Origin of the sequence: Streptomyces sp. NPDC023838 (assembly GCF_040639555.1) — a bacterium.
Lineage (GTDB): Bacteria > Actinomycetota > Actinomycetes > Streptomycetales > Streptomycetaceae > Streptomyces.
This window is the reverse complement of sequence record NZ_JBFAAD010000042.1, coordinates 16,746-37,210: the sequence shown is the minus strand read 5'-3', so window position 1 is coordinate 37,210 and position 20,465 is coordinate 16,746. Positions and strand designations below refer to the sequence as shown.

General features: G+C 71.2%; 17 protein-coding genes and 1 pseudogene. 9 read left to right on the top strand and 9 right to left on the bottom strand.

Going from position 1 to position 20,465, the window contains the following annotated elements; all coding sequences use genetic code 11:
* Positions 1-35 precede the first annotated feature (35 nt).
* Positions 36-407, bottom strand: a complete 372-nt coding sequence (locus AB0G17_RS32940; RefSeq protein WP_361390591.1) for a DUF192 domain-containing protein — start codon at positions 405-407, stop codon at positions 36-38.
* A gap of 185 nt (positions 408-592) precedes the next feature.
* Between AB0G17_RS32940 and AB0G17_RS32935 the strand changes: the two genes are divergently transcribed.
* The 3 genes from AB0G17_RS32935 to AB0G17_RS32925 all read left to right on the top strand — a co-directional run bounded on the left by AB0G17_RS32935 (position 593) and on the right by AB0G17_RS32925 (position 3,841).
* Positions 593-1,291: a prepilin peptidase gene (locus tag AB0G17_RS32935; protein ID WP_361390589.1), complete on the top strand. Its 699-nt coding sequence runs from the start codon at positions 593-595 to the stop codon at positions 1,289-1,291.
* A gap of 214 nt (positions 1,292-1,505) precedes the next feature.
* Positions 1,506-2,300 (top strand): class I SAM-dependent methyltransferase, encoded by a 795-nt coding sequence (locus AB0G17_RS32930; RefSeq protein WP_361390587.1) that lies wholly within the window; start codon positions 1,506-1,508, stop codon positions 2,298-2,300.
* Positions 2,301-2,350: 50 nt separating this feature from the next.
* The gene (locus AB0G17_RS32925) at positions 2,351-3,841 is read left to right on the top strand and encodes a DUF2079 domain-containing protein (RefSeq protein ID WP_361390585.1); all 1,491 of its coding nucleotides are present in this window, start codon (positions 2,351-2,353) and stop codon (positions 3,839-3,841) included.
* 363 nt (positions 3,842-4,204) lie between these two features.
* Here the strand turns inward: AB0G17_RS32925 and mgrA are convergent, their stop codons facing one another.
* Entirely contained in the window at positions 4,205-5,248 is a 1,044-nt protein-coding gene (gene mgrA, locus AB0G17_RS32920; RefSeq protein ID WP_361390583.1) for an L-glyceraldehyde 3-phosphate reductase, read from the bottom strand.
* 136 nt (positions 5,249-5,384) lie between these two features.
* Between mgrA and AB0G17_RS32915 the strand changes: the two genes are divergently transcribed.
* The 4 genes from AB0G17_RS32915 to AB0G17_RS32900 all read left to right on the top strand — a co-directional run bounded on the left by AB0G17_RS32915 (position 5,385) and on the right by AB0G17_RS32900 (position 10,402).
* Positions 5,385-6,146, top strand: coding sequence for an isoprenyl transferase (locus AB0G17_RS32915; RefSeq protein WP_361390581.1), 762 nt, complete (start codon positions 5,385-5,387; stop codon positions 6,144-6,146).
* 315 nt (positions 6,147-6,461) lie between these two features.
* Positions 6,462-7,784, top strand: a complete 1,323-nt coding sequence (locus AB0G17_RS32910) for a PhoH family protein (protein WP_361390579.1) — start codon at positions 6,462-6,464, stop codon at positions 7,782-7,784.
* A 368-nt stretch (positions 7,785-8,152) separates the two neighbouring features.
* Entirely contained in the window at positions 8,153-8,842 is a 690-nt protein-coding gene (locus tag AB0G17_RS32905) for a transglycosylase SLT domain-containing protein (protein WP_361390577.1), read from the top strand.
* A gap of 150 nt (positions 8,843-8,992) precedes the next feature.
* Positions 8,993-10,402 carry an AI-2E family transporter gene (locus AB0G17_RS32900; RefSeq protein ID WP_361390575.1) on the top strand — a complete coding sequence of 470 codons (1,410 nt, stop codon included), beginning with the start codon at positions 8,993-8,995 and terminating at the stop codon, positions 10,400-10,402.
* Positions 10,403-10,469: 67 nt separating this feature from the next.
* On the opposite strand, the gene AB0G17_RS32895 is transcribed toward AB0G17_RS32900, so the two are convergent.
* The gene (locus AB0G17_RS32895) at positions 10,470-11,003 is read right to left on the bottom strand and encodes an alkyl hydroperoxide reductase (RefSeq protein WP_361390573.1); all 534 of its coding nucleotides are present in this window, start codon (positions 11,001-11,003) and stop codon (positions 10,470-10,472) included.
* Between the two features lie 15 nt (positions 11,004-11,018).
* The gene (locus AB0G17_RS32890) at positions 11,019-11,573 is read right to left on the bottom strand and encodes a peroxiredoxin (RefSeq protein ID WP_150487917.1); all 555 of its coding nucleotides are present in this window, start codon (positions 11,571-11,573) and stop codon (positions 11,019-11,021) included.
* Between the two features lie 150 nt (positions 11,574-11,723).
* Here AB0G17_RS32890 and AB0G17_RS32885 point away from each other — a divergent pair, with 150 nt between their 5' ends.
* On the top strand, positions 11,724-12,734 hold the full coding sequence (locus tag AB0G17_RS32885; protein WP_361390571.1) for a LysR substrate-binding domain-containing protein: 1,011 nt from the start codon (positions 11,724-11,726) through the stop codon (positions 12,732-12,734).
* A gap of 213 nt (positions 12,735-12,947) precedes the next feature.
* On the opposite strand, the gene AB0G17_RS32880 is transcribed toward AB0G17_RS32885, so the two are convergent.
* From AB0G17_RS32880 to AB0G17_RS32860, 5 genes and pseudogenes are all read right to left on the bottom strand, one after another.
* Complete coding sequence (locus AB0G17_RS32880) at positions 12,948-15,287, bottom strand: FtsX-like permease family protein (RefSeq protein ID WP_361390569.1); 2,340 nt, start codon at positions 15,285-15,287, stop codon at positions 12,948-12,950.
* Positions 15,284-15,976 carry an ABC transporter ATP-binding protein gene (locus AB0G17_RS32875; protein WP_361390567.1) on the bottom strand — a complete coding sequence of 231 codons (693 nt, stop codon included), beginning with the start codon at positions 15,974-15,976 and terminating at the stop codon, positions 15,284-15,286. Before AB0G17_RS32875 ends, AB0G17_RS32880 begins: the two co-directional genes overlap by 4 nt.
* A complete protein-coding gene (locus tag AB0G17_RS32870) occupies positions 15,973-16,497 on the bottom strand; it encodes a PadR family transcriptional regulator (protein WP_361390565.1) in 525 nt (174 codons plus the stop codon). Before AB0G17_RS32870 ends, AB0G17_RS32875 begins: the two co-directional genes overlap by 4 nt.
* Positions 16,498-16,540: 43 nt before the next feature.
* A pseudogene (locus AB0G17_RS32865) lies at positions 16,541-16,855 on the bottom strand (FtsX-like permease family protein); the annotation flags it as partial.
* Positions 16,856-17,013: 158 nt separating this feature from the next.
* Positions 17,014-17,745, bottom strand: coding sequence for an ABC transporter ATP-binding protein (locus tag AB0G17_RS32860; protein WP_361390563.1), 732 nt, complete (start codon positions 17,743-17,745; stop codon positions 17,014-17,016).
* 259 nt (positions 17,746-18,004) lie between these two features.
* Between AB0G17_RS32860 and AB0G17_RS32855 the strand changes: the two genes are divergently transcribed.
* Positions 18,005-20,398 (top strand): transglycosylase domain-containing protein, encoded by a 2,394-nt coding sequence (locus AB0G17_RS32855; protein WP_361390561.1) that lies wholly within the window; start codon positions 18,005-18,007, stop codon positions 20,396-20,398.
* Positions 20,399-20,465: the final 67 nt, after the last annotated feature.

The window sequence follows — 20,465 nt, the reverse complement described above, 5'->3', positions numbered from 1 at the left end:
CAGGGGCGGGTGGGGCGGGCAAGGCGAGTTCCGGCTTACGTGTCGTCCCCCTGCGCGTTTACGCGCACGCGCACCTGTACGCCGGGCCGGATCCCCCATCCCGCCATCGCGCCCCCCTCCGCCTCCAGGATGTGGCGGGCGCGGAGGCGGGGGGCGGTGAGGCGGTTCGGGGGGACGGTGTGGACGGCGATCACGCGCAGGCGCCGGTCGAGGTAGGCGACGTCGATGGGGAACCGCATACGGAACGTGTGCACGGAGCCGGCCGGGCTGAGCAGGATGGCCCCCTCGACCCCGTCCCGCCCGAGGAGCCCCCGGGTCCGGGCACGATAGGACGTGGCGACCTCCAGGGCCACGAGGGCGCCCCCCTCAACCCCCAACTGCCCCCGCCCATCCCGCCACCGCCCCATGCACCCACGCTACAGAGCCCCGGAGCCCCTACCCCGGCCCCTTCCCCAAACCCTCCGGGGGTGGGAGGGGTGAACCAGCTCCCCCCGGAGGGTCACGCGGCGGAGCCGCCCATGTCCCAGCGGGAAGGGGCGGGGTGGGGGAAACCGTCCCGCCGGACCCACCGGACAGGCCCTAGGGTGCCCCCGTGTACCTCCCCCTCCTCGCCGCCGTCTGGGGCGCCGCCCTCGGGTGGCTGGTGCCGCGCGCCGCCTACCGGCTCTCCGTCGAGCCCGACGAGCCGTGGCGGGACGTCTGTCCGGAGGGGCACGCCCTCACCCGATGGCTCGGCGGCCCGGTCTGCCGGCAGCGCGGCGCGCGCAGATGGGGCGCCGCCGCGGCCGCCGCGGCCGCCGCCCTCGCCACCACCACCGGCCCCCGCCCCGAACTCGCCGTCTGGCTGCTCCTCCTGCCCCCCGCCGCGCTCCTCGCCGCCGTCGACGCCCGGGTGCACCGGCTGCCCGACGTCCTCACCCTCCCCCTGGCGGCAGGCGCCGCCGCGCTGCTCGGCGCCGCCGCGCTCGCCCCGCACCACCAGGGCTCCTGGCGAGACGCCCTGCTCGGCGGACTCGCCCTGGGCGGCGCGTACTTCGTGCTGTTCCTCGTCAACCCCGCCGGACTCGGCTTCGGCGACGTCAAACTCGCCGTCGGCCTCGGCGTGGCCCTCGGCTGGTACGGCTGGGGCATCCTCTTCACCGGCGCCTTCGCGGGGTTCGCGGCGGGCGGCACATACGGTCTGGCCCTGATCCTCGCGCGCCGCGCCGACCGCCGCGCGGCCATCCCGTTCGGCCCCTTCATGATCGCCGGGGCGTACCTCGGCCTGCTCCTGGGCGGCCTCGCCCCGTAGACAGCACGGCGCGAACGAGGCCAGGCCCCGGCCTGACCCGAACCTCGCCGCGTAGGCAGCACGGCGCGAACCAGACCCCGGCCCAGACCCCGGCCCAGACCCCGGCCCAGACCCCGGCCCAGACCCCGGCCCGGCCCCCCGCCCCGCCCCCCGCCGAACCTCGCCGCGCAGATATGCCGCCCCTGCGCCGCCCAAGACGCGTAGGGTCCGCAACATGGCGCAAACCATCCGTAACCACAACACCCGCACCTTCGAAGACCTGATCGACGAGGCCGCGGCCGCCCCCGTGGACGGCTGGGACTTCTCCTGGCTGGACGGACGGGCCACCGAGGAGCGGCCGTCCTGGGGGTACGCCCGTGCCATGGCCGCGCGCTGGGCCCGGGCCACGGCCGCGCTCGACGTGCAGACCGGCGGCGGCGAGGTCCTGGCCGCCGTCCCGCAGCTGCCGCCGCTCGCCGTCGCCACCGAGGGGTGGCCGCCGAACCTCGCCCGGGCCACCGCCCTCCTGCACCCGCGCGGCGTGGCCGTCGTGGCCGACCCCGACGAGCCGCCGCTGCCGTTCGGGGACGGCGCCTTCGACCTGGTGACCAGCCGTCACCCCGTCCAGACCTGGTGGCAGGAGATCGCCCGGGTCCTCACCCCGGGCGGCACCTACTTCTCCCAACAGGTCGGGCCCGCCAGCGTGTTCGAGCTCGTCGAGTACTTCCTGGGTCCGCAGTCCGCCGACGTCCGCGGCAGACGCGACCCGGGCAAGGCGCGCGCCGAGGCCGAGGCCGCCGGGCTCCAGGTGGCCGACCTGCGCCAGGAGAAGCTGCGCACCGAGTTCCACGACATCGGCGCCGTCGTCTACTTCCTGCGCAAGGTGATCTGGATGGTGCCGGGCTTCACGGTCGAGGAGCACCGGGACCGGCTGGCGGCGCTGGACGAGCAGATCCGTACCGACGGCCCCTTCGTCGCGCACACGACACGGTTCCTGATCGAGGCCAGGAAGCCGCTCCGCTCCTCCTGACCCGCCTAGCATCCGGGCATATGGAACGGATGCGGACAGTCGGTAATCAAGTGTCCTGGTTGCGCGGGGTCGGCGCCGCCTCGATTCCCGGCCGCCGGGGCACGCGTACGGCGCGGCCCGCCCTCCTCTGGTGGGGGTGGGCCGCCGCGCTCTTCCTCCTCTACGCCGCCGTCGGCGCCCGCCGCCAGGCGCTGATCCGCACCACCGGCTACGACCTCGGCATCTTCGAGCAGGCCGTGAAGGCGTACGCCCAACTGCGCGCCCCCGTCGCCCCGTTGCGCGGCGACGGGTTCAACCTCCTGGGGGACCATTTCCACCCGGTGCTCGTCGTCCTCGCGCCGCTGTACCGGCTCGCCCCCTCCCCGTACACCCTGCTCTTCGCCCAGGCCGCCCTGCTCGCCCTCGCCGTGGTGCCGCTGGCCCGCCGCGCCCGGCAGGCGCTCGGCCGCCGCGCCGCCCATGTCATCGCCTTCGCGTACGGGCTGAGCTGGGGCATCGCCTCGGCCGTGGCGTTCGACTTCCACGAGGTGTGCTTCGCCGTCCCGCTCGTCTCGTACGCCCTGGAGGCGCTGGCCCTGCGGCGGTGGAGGGCCGCCGTGGCCTGGGCCGCGCCGCTGCTCCTCGTCAAGGAGGACCTGGGGCTCACGCTCGCCGCCGTCGGCGGGTACATCGCCTGGAAGGGGCGGCGCCGACTCGGCCTGGCGACCGCCGCGGCGGGGCTGCTCGGCAGCGCCCTGGAGTTCAAGGTGCTGATGCCGTTCTTCAGCCCGGCCGGCACCTACGCCCACGCCGCCAACCTGGAGCCCGCCCACGGCTCCCTGCTCGCCGCCCTCGCCTTCGCCCCGCTGGACGCGGTACGGCCCGAGGTGAAGGCCACCACCCTCGTCCTCGTCTTCGCCCCCGCCGCCCTCATCGCGCTGCGCTCCCCGCTCGCCTGGATCGCCGCGCCCACGCTCGGCTGGCGGATGCTCTCCCAGAACCCCTTCCACTGGGGCACCTCGTTCCACTACACGGCCGTGCTGATGCCCGTCGTCCTGGCCGCCATGACCGACGCGCTCGCCCCCTACCGGCGCTCCGGCGACGCGCTCGGCCGCCGCCATGTGCGCGCCTCGCTCGCCACCACCGCGGCCGTCACCCTGGTCCTGATCCCGTCCTTCCCGCTCGCCCAGCTCGTCCACCGTTCCACCTGGCGCTCCACCGCGCACATCGCCGCCGCCCGCGACCTGCTGCGCCGCATCCCCGACGGCGCGACCGTCGCCGCCTCCAACCGCCTGGTGCCGCAGCTCACTTCGCGGACGGACGTGGTGCTCTTCCCGACCTACCCGGTCCACTGGCGGCTGTACGACACGGGCGCGACGGTGCCCCCGCCGACCGCCCAGTGGATCGTCTACGACCGCGTGCCCGCCGAGTCCTGGCCGTACCCGCCGGGCTACTGGCCGTACCCGAAAGACCGTCAGGAAGCCGAGCTCATGAAGGCGGAACAGACCTACGGCTACCGGATCGTCGCTCAGCGGGACGGCATCACCCTGCTCAGACGGTGAGGACGGGCGTACGGGACGACGTACGGGACGGGGCCCGCGCGGCCGGGCGCTCAGCACCGCAGTCACCCCCTTGGGTGAGTGGGGTGGCGCACAGATGGGGTGGATCCTCGGCGTGAAGGCGGATGCACGCAGTGTGGTTCGAGCCGGTTCGTACCGCTCTGACCTGCGCGGTCAAAGAAGCGTTCCGCCACCGGGTCCCCCTTGGGGGTACCCGTCCGGCGGTGCCCGCGCCGTGCCCGGACGGTTTCGGAGCGTAGTTCCGGCACGCCGTTGCACCCATCAGCACTTACGAAGGGTTATGGTGGAAACCCCCCCTCGGGCCGGTCCGTATCCCCCCCACGGACCGGCCCGTTTTTTTTCCTCTCAGCCGCGCCCGGCCCAGATGTTGGTGCCCGCGGTGTCCACGGCGAAGGTGTCGATCTCCTTCAACTCCTCGGCCGTCAGCGGCGGTCCGGCCAGCGCCGCCACGTTCTCCTCCAGCTGCTTCACGCTGGACGCGCCGATCAGCGCCGACGTCATCCGCGGGTCGCGCAGCACCCAGCAGATCGCCAGCTGGGCCAGCGACTGGCCGCGCCGCGCCGCGATGTCGTTCAGCCCGTTGAGGCGGCGCGTCACCTCGTCGCTGAGCAGCTCCGGGTCGAGCGACTTGCCCTGGGTGGCCCGCGAGCCCTCCGGGATGCCCTTGAGGTACTTGTCGGTGAGCAGCCCCTGCGCCAGCGGCACGAAGGAGATACAGCCCATCCCGGCCTCTTCGAGGGTGTCGAGCAGGCCGTCGTCCTCGGTCCAGCGGTTGATCATCGAGTACGACGGCTGGTGGATGAGCGCCGGGACACCCATCTCCTTGAGGATCCGCGCCGCCTCGGCGGTCTGCTCGCTGTTGTACGAGGACACGCCCACGTACAGCGCCTTGCCCTGCTGGACGGCGGACGCCAGCGCGCCCATCGTCTCCTCCAGCGGGGTCTCCGGGTCGAACCGGTGCGAGTAGAAGATGTCGACGTGGTCGAGGCCCATGCGGCCGAGCGAGGCGTCCAGCGAGGACAGCAGGTACTTGCGCGAGCCCCACTCTCCGTACGGCCCCGGGTGCATCAGATAGCCGGCTTTGGTGGAAATGACCAGCTCGTCCCGGTATGCCCGGAAGTCCTGGCCGAAGATCTTGCCGAAGTTGAGCTCGGCGGATCCCGGCGGCGGGCCGTAGTTGTTGGCCAGGTCGAAGTGGGTGACGCCGAGGTCGAAGGCGCGGCGCAGGATCGCGCGCTGCGAGTCCAGCGAGCGGTCGTCGCCGAAGTTGTGCCACAGACCCAGGGAGAGCGCGGGCAGCTTCAGGCCGCTGTGGCCGGTCCGCCGGTACTCCATGGAGTCGTAGCGGCCGTCGGCGGCGAGGTAGTGGAGGGGGAGTGATTCAGTCACGTTTCCCTGCTTATCACGGACTTGTGACAGGCCGAGTTGGGCCGCTGTGACCCGTCCGCAGTACTGTGCCTTCCCTGGGGCCGGGCCGTATGCGGCGCTGCGGCGGCCCCCGGAAAGCAACGAGAGGGTGGAATCGGTGAACTTGCGCGACCTGGTGTACGGGCTCTACGCACGCCGGGTGGAAGGCCGCCTCGACCACGACCAGGTGCCCAAGCACATCGGCGTCATCCTGGACGGGAACAGGCGCTGGGCCAAGGCCTCGGGCGGCAGCCCGGAACAGGGGCACCAGGCCGGCGCGAGCAAGATCCACGAGCTGCTCGGCTGGTGTGCCGAGACGGACGTCGAGGTCGTGACGCTCTGGATGCTGTCCACGGACAACCTGGACCGGCCCGACAACGAGCTGGTCCCGCTCCTGGGCATCATCGAGGGCGTGGTGCGCGATCTGGCGGCGGACGGCCGGTGGCGCGTCCACCACGTCGGCACGATGGACCTGCTGCCCGCGCGGACGCAGACGGTGCTCAAGGAGGCCGAGCAGGCCACCCACGACGTCGGCGGCATACTCGTCAACGTCGCCGTGGGCTACGGCGGCCGCCAGGAGATCGCGGACGCGGTCCGCTCGCTGATCCTCGACGCCGCGTCCAAGGGGACGAGCTTCGAGGAGCTGGCCGAGATCGTCGACGTCGACCACATCTCGGAGCACCTCTACACGCGCGGCCAGCCCGACCCGGACCTGGTGATCCGCACCAGCGGCGAGCAGCGGCTGTCCGGATTCATGCTGTGGCAGTCGGCGCACTCCGAGTATTACTTCTGCGAGGTCTTCTGGCCCGCGTTCCGCAAGGTCGACTTCCTGCGGGCGCTGCGCGACTACGCGGCGCGCCACCGGCGGTACGGGACCTGATCCGTCCCGCGATGTCCCACCCGTCACGGTCCGTCCCGGCGGATCCTGACGCATCCTGACCGGGAGTCAATCCCTTTGGTCCCCACCAAGCGCATATGCCCGTGCATGGCGGCGCTTGTTCGAGGGAATACCCCCTCCAGTTGAACGGCCAGAAGTGGTCGCTCACCCGGGAGGCCCTTTGCACCAGGACGCACGTGCACAGTGCACGGACGGAGCGGAGGGCCGGCGCTCGGCCCGCGCATCGTGGCCACAGCCCGGCCCCCACCCCCGCGACGCCGTCGCACCCCGACCTCTTCCGAGGGGGTACGTCCTTCCGTGGTGACCAGCACAAAGCGCCGCATGCCCGACCGGCGCACCTACGTCCTCGACACCAGCGTCCTGCTGGCCGACCCCAACGCCATGGCCCGGTTCGACGAGCACGAAGTGGTGCTCCCGATCGTCGTGGTCACGGAACTGGAGGCCAAGAGGCACCATCCGGAACTCGGCTATTTCGCCCGTCAGGCCCTGCGCCTGCTCGACGACTTCCGGGTCCGGTACGGACGCCTCGACGCACCCATCCCGCTGGGCGACCTCGGCGGCACGCTCCGCGTCGAGCTCAACCATTCCGATCCCGGCGTGCTGCCCGCCGGCTACAGGTTGGGGGACAACGACTCACGGATCCTCGCCGTCGCCCGCAATCTCCAGGCCGAGGGGTACGACGTCACCGTCGTCTCCAAGGACCTGCCGCTGCGGATCAAGGCGTCGTCGGTCGGCCTGCTCGCCGAGGAGTACCGGGCGGAACTGGCCATCACCGACTCGGGCTTCACCGGAATGTCCGAACTGTCGCTCTCGGGCGAGCAGGTGGACCTTCTCTACGAGGAGGAGACGCTGTACGTGCCGGAGGCCGCGGCCCTGCCGGTGCACAACGGCCTCGTGCTCCAGTCCGAGCGGGGCAAGGCCCTGGGCCGCGTCACGGCCGACGGCAACGTCAAGCTCGTCCGGGGCGACCGGGAGGCGTTCGGCCTGCGCGGCCGCAGCGCCGAGCAGCGCATCGCGCTCGATCTGCTGCTCGACCCGGACGTCGGCATCGTGTCGATGGGCGGCCGGGCCGGCACCGGCAAGTCCGCGCTGGCCCTCTGCGCGGGCCTGGAGGCGGTCCTGGAGCGCCGCCAGCACAAGAAGGTGATGGTCTTCCGCCCGCTGTACGCGGTGGGCGGGCAGGAGCTCGGCTATCTGCCCGGCTCCGAGGCCGAGAAGATGGGCCCGTGGGCGCAGGCGGTCTTCGACACGCTGTCGGCGGTCACCACGCGCGAGGTGATCGAGGAGGTGACGTCGCGCGGCATGCTGGAGGTCCTGCCGCTCACCCACATCCGCGGCCGCTCCCTGCACGACGCGTTCGTGATCGTGGACGAGGCCCAGTCGCTCGAACGGAACGTCCTGCTGACCGTGTTGTCCCGGATTGGGGCGAACTCGCGGGTGGTGCTCACCCATGACGTGGCCCAGCGGGACAATCTGCGGGTCGGCCGGTACGACGGAGTGGTCGCCGTCGTCGAGAAGCTGAAGGGCCACCCGCTCTTCGCGCACGTCACCCTCACCCGCTCCGAGCGGTCGCAGATCGCCGCACTGGTGACCGAAATGCTGGAGGACGGCCAGATCTGATCCCGTACGCCCCAATTGGCGCCGTCCGCGAAGCCGTTGAGCTTAGCCGGGCGGCGCCTCTTTGTGGGACCGATCCGGCAAAACCCGTGGGGCCGAGGGGATGTGAGGTTTCACACGCCAAGGGGAATTGCCTTGCGGCGCCGCTCTCCGGCAGAGTCTTGCATCCGTCAGGCCCCGCATACGGCACACCTGTACCTCGTAACTCAATAGCGTCGCCGTATGCCGCCCGAGCACCACGCGGCGCTCCCGCAAGGGAGTTGCCCACCGGGTCAGTTCCTCCCGTGACCTGAGCAGTTGGGAGGAGAGAGCCAGGGGCACGATTGCGTCCGCTCAGGTCACCAGTGCGGGCGCTGCTGGAAGGAAACCGTGTGAGCCGGATCTCGGTCCGGGGATTCGCGGTGGCGTCAGCCACTGCGGTCACCACCGTCGGTGCCGTCGTGGGCGTTGCCTCGGGCGCGCCCCAGTCCGCTTCGAACGACAACGTCGAGGCGACCGCTGCCGACGCGACGCTTCTTGCGGACATCCCCGTGGGCCAGCAGGCCCAGGTGCAGACCGCGTCCCTGACGCAGCAGGCGGACGCCCAGGCGGCCCAGGCGAGCGCCGCGGCGAAGAAGTCCGCCGAGGAGGCCGCCCGCCTCCAGGCCGCCAAGGACGCCAAGTCCAAGAAGGAGTCGGCCGAGGAGAAGGCGAAGGAGCGGGAGAAGGAGCAGATCGCCAGCCGCTCCGCCACCCGCGACCCCTCGTCGTTCCCCGTGCAGAGCTCGTACACGGTCGAGCAGGTCAAGGCCATCGCCCGGCAGATCGTGCCGGCGGACCAGTTCCAGTGCTTCAGCAACATCGTGAACCACGAGTCGACCTGGAACTACCTGGCGGTCAACCAGGGTTCCGGCGCGTACGGCCTGGTCCAGGCGCTGCCCGGCTCCAAGATGGCCTCGGTGGGCGCCGACTGGCGGACCAACCCGGCCACCCAGATCAAATGGGGCCTGAACTACATGAACTCCTCGTACCACAGCCCCTGTGGCGCCTGGTCGTTCTGGCAGGCCAACACCTGGTACTAGAACCGCGATCTTTACCTCGCGCGGCTCAACCTTTCGAGGCCCCTCACCGTCCTTCGGTGAGGGGCTTTGCCCGTGTACGGTCGGAGGCGACGACTCCGGGTGGGGGGAGTGGTGGGGACGCGCGGCGGGGGAAAGGGAAACGACAGCATCATGTCGAAAGTGCCGGGGCTGCTCGGGGCGCTGGGCGCCGGTCTGACCCGTATGGGCGAGAGGCTGGACGAGCGCCGCGTCGAGAACGAGGCGCGCGCCGACGAGGACGCGGGCCTGGACGGCCCCGGCGCGCCTGTCGGCAGTGACGATTCACCGGCCCCGGCCCCGGCCGACGAGCCGGCCGCCGCTCCGGCGCCCGACCACGTCCCCGCGCCCCCCGCCTACGCCCCCGCCGTCGCCGCGCGGCCCGACCCCGTGGCCGCCGTGCCGTGGGGGATGCGGGTCGCCGCCGAGATCGGGTGGCGCCTCCTCGTGCTCGCGGGCACGCTCTGGGTGCTGATGCGGGTCATCAGCGCGGTACGGCTGGTGGTCCTCGCGTTCGTCGCCGCGCTGTTCATCACCGCGCTGCTCCAGCCGACGGTCTCCCGCCTCAAGCGGATGGGCCTGCCCAGGGGCCTGGCGACCGCCGTCACCGCGATCTCCGGCTTCGTCGTGATGGGCCTGATCGGCTGGTTCGTGGTCTGGCAGGTCATGGACAACCTGGACACGCTCTCCGAGAAGGTCAGGGCGGGCATCGACGAGCTCAAGCGCTGGCTCCTCAACAGCCCGTTCCATGTCACCGAGGACCAGATCAACCAGGTCGCCAAGAACCTCAGCGACACCATCGGCCACAACACCAACGAGATCACCTCGGCGGGCCTCCAGGGCGTGACCGTCCTCGTCGAGGTGCTCACCGGCATCCTGCTCGCGATGTTCTCGACGCTCTTCCTCCTCTACGACGGGAAGAACATCTGGCACTGGGTGCTGCGGCTCGTCCCGGAGCAGGCCCGGCCGGCGATGGCGGGAGCCGGGCCGCGCGCCTGGCGCACGCTCACCGCGTATGTGCGCGGCACGGTGATAGTGGCCCTGATCGACGCGATCTTCATCGGCCTGGGCATCTACTTCCTGCACGTCCCCATGGCCGTGCCGCTCTCCGTCTTCATCTTCCTGTTCGCCTTCATCCCGCTGGTCGGCGCGGTGATCTCGGGCGCGCTCGCGGTGGTGGTGGCGCTGGTCACCGAGGGCGTGTTCGCGGCGGTGATGGTGCTGGTCGTGGTGCTCCTGGTGCAGCAGATCGAGGGGCACGTGCTCCAGCCGTTCATCCTGGGCCGCGCGGTCCGCGTCCACCCGCTCGCGGTGGTCCTCTCGGTCGCCGCGGGCGGCCTGATCGGCGGCATCGGCGGCTCGGTCGTGGCCGTACCGCTGGTGGCGGTGACCAATACGGTGGTCGGCTATCTGCGCGCGACCGCGAAGGAGAACGCGCTGCGGGCGGCGGTGGTGCCGGAGCAGGAGGCCGCCGGGGCGGAGCCGGAGCCGCCCGCCCCACCGGAGCCCGCACCCGTGCCGGCGCCCGCGTCCCTGGAGAAGTAGCGCACGTACGCGGAAGGGCCCCGCCGACACGGTGTCGGCGGGGCCCTTCCTTCGTACGTACGCGGTACTACTCGGCCAGCACGGCCTCGGCGTCCAGCGTGACGCCCACGGCCTGGATCACCGAAGCGATCTTGAAGGCCTCCTGGATCGTCTCGCGGTCGACACCGGCCTTGCGCAGGACCTGCTCGTGCGAGTCGAGGCACTGGCCGCAGCCGTTGACCGCGGAGACGGCCAGCGACCACAGCTCGAAGTCGACCTTCTCCACGCCCGGGTTGCCGATGACGTTCATCCGCAGACCGGCCCGCAGCGTGCCGTACTCCGGGTCGGAGAGCAGGTGGCGGGTGCGGTAGAAGACGTTGTTCATCGCCATGACCGCGGCGGCGGACTTGGCGGCGGTGTACGCCTCGGGGGAGAGGTTGGCCTTCGCCTCGGGCTCCAGCTCGCGCAGCACCTTCGGCGAGCGCGAGGCGATGGCGCAGGCGAGGACCGTGCCCCACAGCTGCTGGGCCGGGAGCTCGCTGTTGCCGATGACCGAGCCGAGGTTCAGCTTCAGGTCCTTGGCGTAGTCCGGCAGGGCGGACTTCAGTTCGTCGAGAGCCATGTCAGATCAGTCCGTTCACTCGCCGGAGAGCAGCGCGACCGGGTCCAGGGTGTTCTCGCCCTTGGTCCAGTTGCAGGGGCACAGCTCGTCGGTCTGCAGGGCGTCGAGGACCCGCAGGACCTCCTTGGGGTTACGGCCCACGGAACCGGCGGTCACCATCGTGAACTGGATCTCGTTGTTCTGGTCGACGATGAAGACGGCGCGCTGCGCGAAGCCGTCCTCGCCCTCGATGCCGAGGTCACGCATGAGCTCGTGCTTCGAGTCGGCCATCATCGGGAAGGGCAGGTCGGTCAGGTCCGGGTGGTCCTTGCGCCAGGCGTGGTGGACGAACTCGGAGTCACCGGAGAAGCCGAGGACCTGGGCGTCACGGTCGGCGAACTCGTCGTTCAGCTTGCCGAACGCGGCGATCTCGGTCGGGCACACGAAGGTGAAGTCCTTGGGCCACGCGAAGACGATCTTCCACTTGCCCTCGTAGGTCTTGTGGTTGATCTGCTCGAACTCCTTGCCGCTCTCCAGCGACACGCAGGCGGTCAGGTCGAACTCGGGGAACTTGTCACCAACAGTGAGCACGCGCTCTCCTTGCGATTTCTTGCGGTCGGGAAGGGTCCTTTTTGGGGGCTTCCCTGAGGGTTGGACGGATTACGGATGGTGTCACAGGAGGCATTGATCAGTGAAATAGCTAGACTCGGTCATCGTGATCGGAGGTGCTTATCAGTGGCTATGAGTAATGGTGTGGGTGGCGCGATCGTGCCGTCGGGGGGCCAGCGGGGCCGGTCGGCCGCCCGGGCCGCCAAGCAGCCGAGCCTGGCGCAGCTGCGGGCGTTCGCGGCGGTCGCCGAGCATCTGCACTTCCGGGACGCGGCGGCGGCGATCGGGATGAGCCAGCCCGCGCTGTCCGGGGCGGTCTCCGCGCTGGAGGAGGCGTTGGGGGTGCAGCTCCTGGAGCGCACCACGCGCCGGGTGCTCCTGTCGCCCGCCGGGTCGCGCCTCGCGGTGCGGGCGAAGGCGGTCCTCGACGCGGTGGGGTCGCTCCTGGAGGAGGCGGAGGCGGTACGGGCTCCCTTCACCGGGGTGCTGCGGCTCGGGGTGATCCCCACGGTGGCGCCGTATCTGCTGCCGACGGTGCTGCGGCTGGTCCACGAGCGGTATCCGGAGCTGGACCTCCAGGTCCACGAGGAGCAGACGTCGTCGCTGCTCGACGGGCTGGCGGCCGGGCGGCTCGACGTCCTGCTCCTGGCGGTCCCGCTGGGCGTGCCCGGGGTGACCGAACTGCCCCTGTTCGACGAGGACTTCGTGCTGGTGATGCCGCGGGACCACTGGCTGGGCGGGCGTACGGACGTGCCGCGCGAGGCGCTGCGCGAGCTGGATCTGCTGCTGCTGGACGAGGGGCACTGCCTGCGTGACCAGGCGCTGGACATCTGCCGGGAGGCGGGTCGGGAGGAGGGGGCGGCCGTGACGACGACGGCGGCGGGGCTGTCCACGCTGGTCCAGCTGGTGGCGGGGGGTCTGGGGGTGACGCTGCTGCCGCGTACGGCGCTGCGGGTGGAGACGGGCCGGGACGACAGCCTCACCACCGGGTACTTCGCGGATCCGGCGCCGTCGCGGCGGGTGGCCCTGGCGGTCCGCTCGGGCGCGGCGCGGCAGGGGGAGTTCGAGGAGTTCGCGGGGGCGTTGCGGGGGGCGCTGCGGTCTTTGCCGGTGCGGTTGTGCCCCTCCCCGCCCCTTCCCTAAACCCTCCGGGGGTGGGTGGGGGGTGGAGGCTCGTTTCCCGGGGGCTGCGCCCCCGGACCCCTGCCGGGGCTGCGCCCCCGGACCCCCCCTTTCGTCTGCGGGCCGGTGGGGGCTGGTCGCGCAGTTCCCCGCGCCCCTTAAATGCCGCTGCGCGGCATCCTCGGGGCGCCCCGGAGGGGCGCATTTAGGGCAGCCCCCACCCCGGCCGCAGGGTCACTCCGTTCGCAACCCATCCGGCCGCATCAGCCTCCACAGCGGTGGCAAGGACAGGGCCGTCACCAGGAGGACCACCGCCCCGCCGATTCCCACCATCCCCGCCACCGACGGCCAGTCGACGTGGATCGGGTGGCCCACCATGCGGAGCAGGACCGCGCCCAGGCCCAGGCCCACTCCGGTCGCCAGGGTGAGGCCGAGGGCCACCGGGACCGCCGTCTGCCACAGGACCGACCAGCTGAGGGTCGAGCGGCGGGTGCCGAAGGCGACCAGGGACGAGAGGAGGCGTTTGCGTTCGCGCAGTTGCTCCAGCATGGACACCAGCAGGCTCGTGCCGATCAGCATCAGGACCGCCGCGGCACCGATGTACAGCCCCCGCCGCACCCCGGCGAACCTCGACGCCGTCTTCTGGTCGTCGAGCGCCCGCGCCCGCGCCAACGGGTCGGAAGCCCACGCCGCGTTCAGGACCCGGTCCGCCACCAGCGGATCCCCCGGCCGGGTCGTCACGTACGTCGTGTAGTAGACCTGCGCCTTCGTGAGGCTCCGCATCGCTCCCGGCGTGGCCAGCAGTCCGCCCCACTTCGTGCCCAGCGGATCCGGCCGCGCCGGGACCGTCCGCGCGTCACGCGGCACTGTGTACTGGACCTCCGGCCCGGCGTGGCGCCCGACGCCCGGCGCTTCGAAGTACAGCTTCGCGCCCGCCGCCGCGCCGTCGCCGCCGAACTGCCCGCCCGCCGCCACGAACACGTCGCCGTCCTTGCACGAGGGAAGCTCGCCCACCTCGCGCAGCGCCCGGCAGTCGCCCACCGCCATCTGGATGTACTTCTGCTCGTCGGGGGCCTGGGCCTTCGTGTGCAGGCTCAGGCTCCCCAGCGTCGTCGTGCCCGTCACCCCCGGAACCGCCTTCAAGTTCTCCTCGCGGCGCTCCAGTTCCGCCCTGGAGAGGTTCGACGAGGTCGCCGGGACGACCATCTGCGCCCTCGCCGTGTCTTCGCCGCTCGACGTCACGTAGTCGCCCTCGATGCCGCTGAAGAGCATCTGGAGCGCGATCGCCCCGGCCACCGCCACCGCGATCCCGTTCACCAGACGGGCCGCCGCGCCGGAGTTCAACTGGAGGCGGCGGACCGCCAGTTGCCAGCCGACACCCCCGCCGCCCAGCCGCCGCACCACCGTCTCGATCAGCCACGGCAGCAGCGCCGTGACCCCGATGAGCAGCAGGACCGTACCGCCGATCACCTGGCCCTGGTTGTAGAAGCCGCTGTCGCGGCCCTTGTCGAACATCGGGACCAGGAGGCCGAGTCCGACCACCGGCAGCAGCAGGCGCCACCACAGGCGCCGCGGGCGGGGCACCGACGTCCGTACGACACCCAGCGGCTCGATCACCACCCCGCGCAGCGCGAACAGCGTCACCCCGACCGCCGCCGCCGGCACCGCCACGGCCACCAGGAGCGCCAGGCCCGCGCTGGGGTCGAGGTCGGAGGGGAAGACGTTGAGCTGCGCGATCGAGACCTCGCCCACGTACTGGCGGGCGATCAGGAAGAACACCGTGCCCAGCGCGAGGCCGAACAGCGAGCCCGCCAGCGCCTCGCCCGCCGCGATCCAGCGGGTCATCCCGCTGTCCGCGCCCACCAGCCGCAGCGCCGCGAGGCGCTTGTCGCGCCGGTCGCCGCCGAAGCGGACGGCCGCCGCGATGAAGACCGCGACAGGCAGCAGCAGCACCACGAAGATGATCACGATGAGCAGGGCCAGGATCGGGTCGATCGGCTCGGACGGCTTCTTGTGGGGGAAGATCTTGATCCGCTCGACGTCGAGCTGGTCCCCGGTCAGTGCCTTGCGGCCCTTGAGGCTGTCGCTGCCCGCGTAGTAGGCCAGTTCGTGCGGGCCCAGCAGGCCCGCCTCGCCGATCGTGCCGGTGATCTTGTACGGGACGCGCTCGCGCAGCAGTTCGCCGCCGGGCGACCGGAGCAGGTCGCGCAGCTCGGGCGAGGCCACCATCGTGCCGGGCGCGGGCAGCGCGGACAGACCCGGCGGAACCGGCGCCCGGTCGCCCTCGGGCTGCACCAGCCGGCCGCGGATGTCCTCACCGCCGAAGACCGTGTCCGTACGGGCGATCAGCATGGTGTCGGCGGCCGCGGGTATCTCCTGCCCGGCGCCGTAGTCGTTGCGCGCGTTGTCGCGCGCGTCCCGCGCCGAGAGCGCGCCCGGCAGGGCGGTGGTGGCGAGCAGCAGCGCCACGCCGAGACCGACGCCGACCGCCGTCATCAGCGTGCGCGTCCACCCCTCGCGGCCGCCGGTGAGCGCGAACTTGGCACCGAGCAGCAGGTCGCGGAGCCGGTTCATATGGAGTGCTCCAGCATCATGTCGCGGGACTTGCCGTCGCGTACGACGATCTCCCGGTCGGAGTAGGCGGCGACCCGGGCCTCGTGGGTGACCAGGACGACGGCCGCGTTGGCGGACCGGGCCGCCTCGGTGAGGAGCTGCATCACGCGCTCGCCGTTGAGCGAGTCGAGCGCGCCGGTCGGCTCGTCCGCGAAGATCACCCGCGGCGAGGTGACCAGGGCGCGGGCGACGGCGACGCGCTGGCCCTGGCCGCCGGAGACCTCGCCGGGCCGCTTGTTCCCGAGGTCGTCGACCTCCAGGCGCTCCATCCAGGACAGCGCCGTGCGCTCGGCCTCCTTGCGCCGCACGCCGGTCAGCCGAAGCGGCAGGGCCACGTTCTCCGTGCAGGTCAGCTCGGGGACGAGCTGGCCGAACTGGAAGACGAAGCCGAACTCGCTGCGGCGCAGCGCGCTGCGCTCCGCGTCCTTCATCGACGACAGCTCACGGCCGTTGTAGAGGATCGTCCCCGAGTCGGGCGTGACGATCCCGGCCAGACAGTGCAGCAGCGTCGACTTGCCCGAGCCGGACGGGCCCATGACCGCGACGACCTCGCCGGGGTGGATGGAGAACTGCGCGCCGTCGAGCGCGGGCGTGGACCCGTACGACTTGCGCAGGTCCTTGGCGACGAGCAGGGAGCCGGCGGGCGTCATGCGCGTACCTCCGTGGCGAGCTGGTCGAGGCGGGCGGCGGTCAGTTCCAGCCAGCGCAGGTCCGCCTCCAGGTGGAACAGGGCGTGGTCGCAGATCAGCTGGTCGGAGAGGTCGCCGCGGCGCTTGCGGTCGGTGAGGATGCGCATCAGGCGCAGGTGCTCGGCGCGCTGGGTGTCGAGCAGGTCGCCCGCGCTGCGGCCGGTGAGCAGGGCGAGGACGACCTTGGTGTAGAGCGTCGACTGGAGGTATGGCTCGGGCTTCTCCGGCTGCTTGAGCCAGGCCTCGACATCGGTGATGCCGGCCGAGGTGATCGCGTACCGCTTGCGTTCGGGGCCGCCGCCGGCCTCCACGCCGTCGACCTCCACGAGGCCGTTCTTCAGCAGGCGCGACATGGTCGAGTAGACCTGCCCGTAGTGGAGCGGGCGGTCGTGCCCGAACTTCTCGTCGAAGGCGCGCTTGAGGTCGTACCCATGGCGCGGGCCCGACTCAAGGAGTCCGAGGAGGGTGTGGCCGATGGACATGCTCAGATGCCTTTCTGCTGTATGTCTGCGGAGGGTGGTCGATTCACTCGGTACGGAGGCCGTCGGGGCGCATCAGGCGCCACAGCGGAGGCAGGCTGAGCAGCGTCACCACCAGGACGGCGACGGTACCGGTGCCCGCGAGCGGCAGGAAAAGCCAGCAGTCGGTGACCTGTTCGCCGGCCATGTCGAGCAGGGCCACGCCCAGCGCGGTGCCGCCCGCGACCGCGAGCACCACCCCGAGGAGGACCGGCACGGCGGTCTGCCAGAGCACGGACAGGGCGAGCGAGGAGCGCCGGGTGCCGAAGGCGACCAGGACCGACAGGAGCCTGCGGCGCTCGCGCAGCTGCTCGATCTGCGCGCTGCTCGCCTGGTTGACGTGCGGGATGGAGGAGGCCGCGAGGAGCAGCGCGACGCCGAGCCCGACGCCGAGCGCGGTCAGCAGCGTACGGATCCGGCCCTCGCGGCCGCCGGTGACGGCGAACTTGGCGCCGAGCGCCGGCTCGCGGACGCGACGGCTCACGGGGCACCGGCCGGGGCCGGGGCGAGCCCGAGCCCGAGGTCGCGGGAGCGGCCGTCGCGGACGGTGATCTCACGGTCGGAGTGGGCGGCGACCCGCATCTCGTGGGTGACCAGGACGACGGCCGCGCCGGTGTCCCGGGCGGCCTCGGTGAACAGCCGCATCACCAGCTCGCCGCTGAGCGAGTCCAGGGCGCCGGTCGGCTCGTCGGCGAAGACCACGCGGGGCGCGGTGACCAGGGCGCGGGCGACGGCGACGCGCTGGCCCTGGCCGCCGGATATCTGGTCGGGACGGCGCCGGGCGACGCCGTCGACCTCCAGGCGCTCCAGCCAGTGCATCGCCGCGCGGTCGGCGTCCTTGCGGCTCACCCCGTCGAGGCGCAGCGGCAGCGCCACGTTCTCGGCGCAGGTGAGCTCGGGCACCAACTGGCCGAACTGGAACACGAACCCGAAGTCGCGCCGGCGCAGCGCCGAGCGCCGCGCGTCGTTCATCGCGGTCACCTCGCGCCCGTCGTACGTGATGGTCCCCGCGTCGGGCCGGACGATCCCGGCGAGACAGTGCAGCAGCGTGGACTTACCGGACCCCGAGGGACCCATGACGGCGACGACCTCGCCGGGGGCGAGGGAGAAGTCCGCGCCGTCGAGAGCGGGCGTGGAGCCGAAGGCCTTGCGCAGCCCGCTCGCGCTGAGCAGGGGGCCGGACGACGGGCCGGATGACGAGCCGAGTGACATGGGGAGAACTATACGCACCAGGTATACGCGGTGTGTATACCCCTGGTGCATAGCACCCTGCGGAACATGACATTCCCTGGCAAAAACGGGCAGGATCCTGGGTTCTGGCAACCCTCGGGGCCTTTTGTCAGTCGGTTCCCATGGGGTGGGTGCTGATTCTCACGTACGGAAAAGACGTGATCGGCTCCTCTTTGTCCGCACGTGCGGTGTTAGTTTTCTGAGCTGATCTGGCGAGTCAAGAAGGCGAGCGACTGAGGTTATGGGCCGAGCGGAAGAGCGGCGGGCCCGGCAGCGCGGTGCGCGCCGGACCCAGCAGAAGAAGGGCGGGCGGATACGCAGGCTCTTCACCTGGAAGAAGATGCTCGGCACCTTCTTCGGCCTCGTCCTGCTCGGGATGGGCGGCTTCTACATCATCTATCTGATGACGCCGATCCCCGAGGCGAACGCCCAGGCGCGGATGGAGAGCAACATCTACAAGCTCTCCAACGGCAAGATCATCGCCCGTACGGGACAGCTCAACCGCGAGGTCGTCGGGCTCGACAAGATCCCCGAGAAGGTCCAGCTGGACTTCGTCGCCGCCGAGAACATGTCCTTCTACAAGGACTCCGGCGTCGACTTCAAGGGCACCACCCGAGGCCTGCTCAACACGCTCTCCGGCAAGGGCAAGCAGGGTGGCTCGACCATCACCCAGCAGTACGTCAAGAACTTCTACCTGAGCCAGGACCAGACGGTCACCCGCAAGCTCAAGGAGCTGGTGATCTCCCTCAAGGTCGACCAGAAGTACTCCAAGAAGGAGATCCTGGCCGGCTACATCAACACCAGCTTCTACGGCCGCAACGCCTACGGCATCCAGGCCGCGGCGCAGGCGTACTACGGGGTGGACTCCTCCAAGCTGACCATCGAGCAGGGCGCCTATCTGGCGGCGCTGCTCCAGGCGCCCAGCCAGTACGACTGGGCGGTGGCCACGGAGACCGGCAAGAAGCTGGTGACCAACCGCTGGAACTACGTTCTCGACAACATGGTCAAGATGAAGGAGCTGGACCCGGCCCAGCGGGCGGGGATGAAGTTCCCGGTGCCGGTCGAGCCCAAGCCCGACCCGGGCATGGAGGGGCAGACCGGCTACATGGTCCGGGCCGCCAAGGAAGAGCTCGTCCAGAACGGCATCAGCGAGGCCGACCTGGCCAAGGGCGGCTGGACCATCACCCTCAACATCGACCCCAAGAAGCAGCAGCTCCTTGAGGCCGCGGTGAAGCAGGAGCTGACCAGCAAGCTGGACAAGAAGAAGAAGGTCGACCAGGACGTCCAGGCGGGTGCGGTCTCGGTGGACCCGAAGACCGGTTCGGTCGTCGCGCTGTACGGCGGCCAGGACTACATGAAGCACCAGATCAGCAACGCGACCACCCACACCTACCAGCCCGCCTCGACCTTCAAGCCGCTGATCCTCGCCGCCGCGTTCAACGAGAAGGCCGAGACGCAGGACGGCAAGGAGATCCGGGCCAACACCATCTACAACGGTGACAGCAAGCGCCCGGTGAAGGGCGAGGGGGGCAAGGGCTACGCACCGCCCAACGAGGACGACGAGAGCTATGGCCCCATCACCGTCCAGACGGCCATGAACAAGTCCGTCAACAGCGTCTTCGCGCAGATGGGCGTGGACGTGGGGTTGCCGAAGCTGCGGGACACCGCCGTCGCGCTCGGCCTCAACCACATGAAGGGCGTCGGTGCCGAGCCCGCCATGACCCTGGGCTCCTACGGCGCGAGCCCGATGGAGATGGCCGCCGCGTACGCCACGCTGGACAACCACGGCAAGAAGGTCACGCCGTCCATCGTCAAGTCGGCCCAGCACAAGGAAGCCAAGTACAACAAGCCGGACCCGATCGGCGACCAGGTGATCAGCCGTGACGCGGCCGACGCCGTCACCTCGGTGCTCACCGGTGTGGTCGACGACGGTACGGCCAAGAAGTCGGTGCGGGACGCGTCCAACCGCGACGGGCAGCCGGTGGCGGGCAAGACCGGTACCTCCGACGACAACAAGTCCGCCTGGTTCACCGGCTACACGCCGTCCCTGGTGACCTCTGTCGGCCTGTGGGGCGAGGCCGCCGGACCCCGCACAGTGAAGATCGACGGCAAGGAGACCACGGTCGGCAAGGGAAGTCAGGTCTCCCTCACGGACGTCGCCGACATCGACGGCCGGGTCGCCGGTGGCTCCATCCCGGCCCGCATCTGGGCCGCGTACACCTTCGACGCCGTCGGCAGCGACGACTCCAAGTTCGACCTGGACACCGACCAGGGCGCGGCCGTGCAGCCGGACGAGCCCCCGGCGAGCACACCGTCGGCCCCCCCGTCCAACACTCCCTCGCACACCCCGTCGCACACCCCGAGCCGCACGCCCTCGCACACGCCGAGCCACACCCCGACGCGCACGCCGACGACCGGCGGCACCAACGGCGGCAAGCCCACCACCGGGGGGCAGACCACCGGCGGTCAGACCACCGGGGGCCAGACCAACGGCGGTCAGACGAACGGCGGTACGACCACGGGCACGGCCAACGGCGGTACCACCACCGGCACCACCGACGGCGGTACGACCACCGGCACGGCCGACGCCGGTACGACCCAGGGCACCATCCAGGGCGGCGGCAACACGCCGTAGCCCAGGGCCCGTAGGACGCGCGTCGGCCCCCCACCCGTCCGGGTGGGGGGCCGACGCGTTCGACCTG

Coding starts and splice junctions, on each gene's coding strand:
- AB0G17_RS32940 (WP_361390591.1), bottom strand. CDS start 407: ATGGGGCGGTGGCGGGATGGGCGGGGGCAGTTGGGGGTTGAGGGGGGC.
- AB0G17_RS32930 (WP_361390587.1), top strand. CDS start 1,506: ATGGCGCAAACCATCCGTAACCACAACACCCGCACCTTCGAAGACCTG.
- AB0G17_RS32900 (WP_361390575.1), top strand. CDS start 8,993: ATGTCGAAAGTGCCGGGGCTGCTCGGGGCGCTGGGCGCCGGTCTGACC.
- AB0G17_RS32895 (WP_361390573.1), bottom strand. CDS start 11,003: ATGGCTCTCGACGAACTGAAGTCCGCCCTGCCGGACTACGCCAAGGAC.
- AB0G17_RS32885 (WP_361390571.1), top strand. CDS start 11,724: ATGAGTAATGGTGTGGGTGGCGCGATCGTGCCGTCGGGGGGCCAGCGG.
- AB0G17_RS32880 (WP_361390569.1), bottom strand. CDS start 15,287: ATGAACCGGCTCCGCGACCTGCTGCTCGGTGCCAAGTTCGCGCTCACC.
- AB0G17_RS32875 (WP_361390567.1), bottom strand. CDS start 15,976: ATGACGCCCGCCGGCTCCCTGCTCGTCGCCAAGGACCTGCGCAAGTCG.
- AB0G17_RS32870 (WP_361390565.1), bottom strand. CDS start 16,497: ATGTCCATCGGCCACACCCTCCTCGGACTCCTTGAGTCGGGCCCGCGC.
- AB0G17_RS32860 (WP_361390563.1), bottom strand. CDS start 17,745: ATGTCACTCGGCTCGTCATCCGGCCCGTCGTCCGGCCCCCTGCTCAGC.
- AB0G17_RS32855 (WP_361390561.1), top strand. CDS start 18,005: ATGGGCCGAGCGGAAGAGCGGCGGGCCCGGCAGCGCGGTGCGCGCCGG.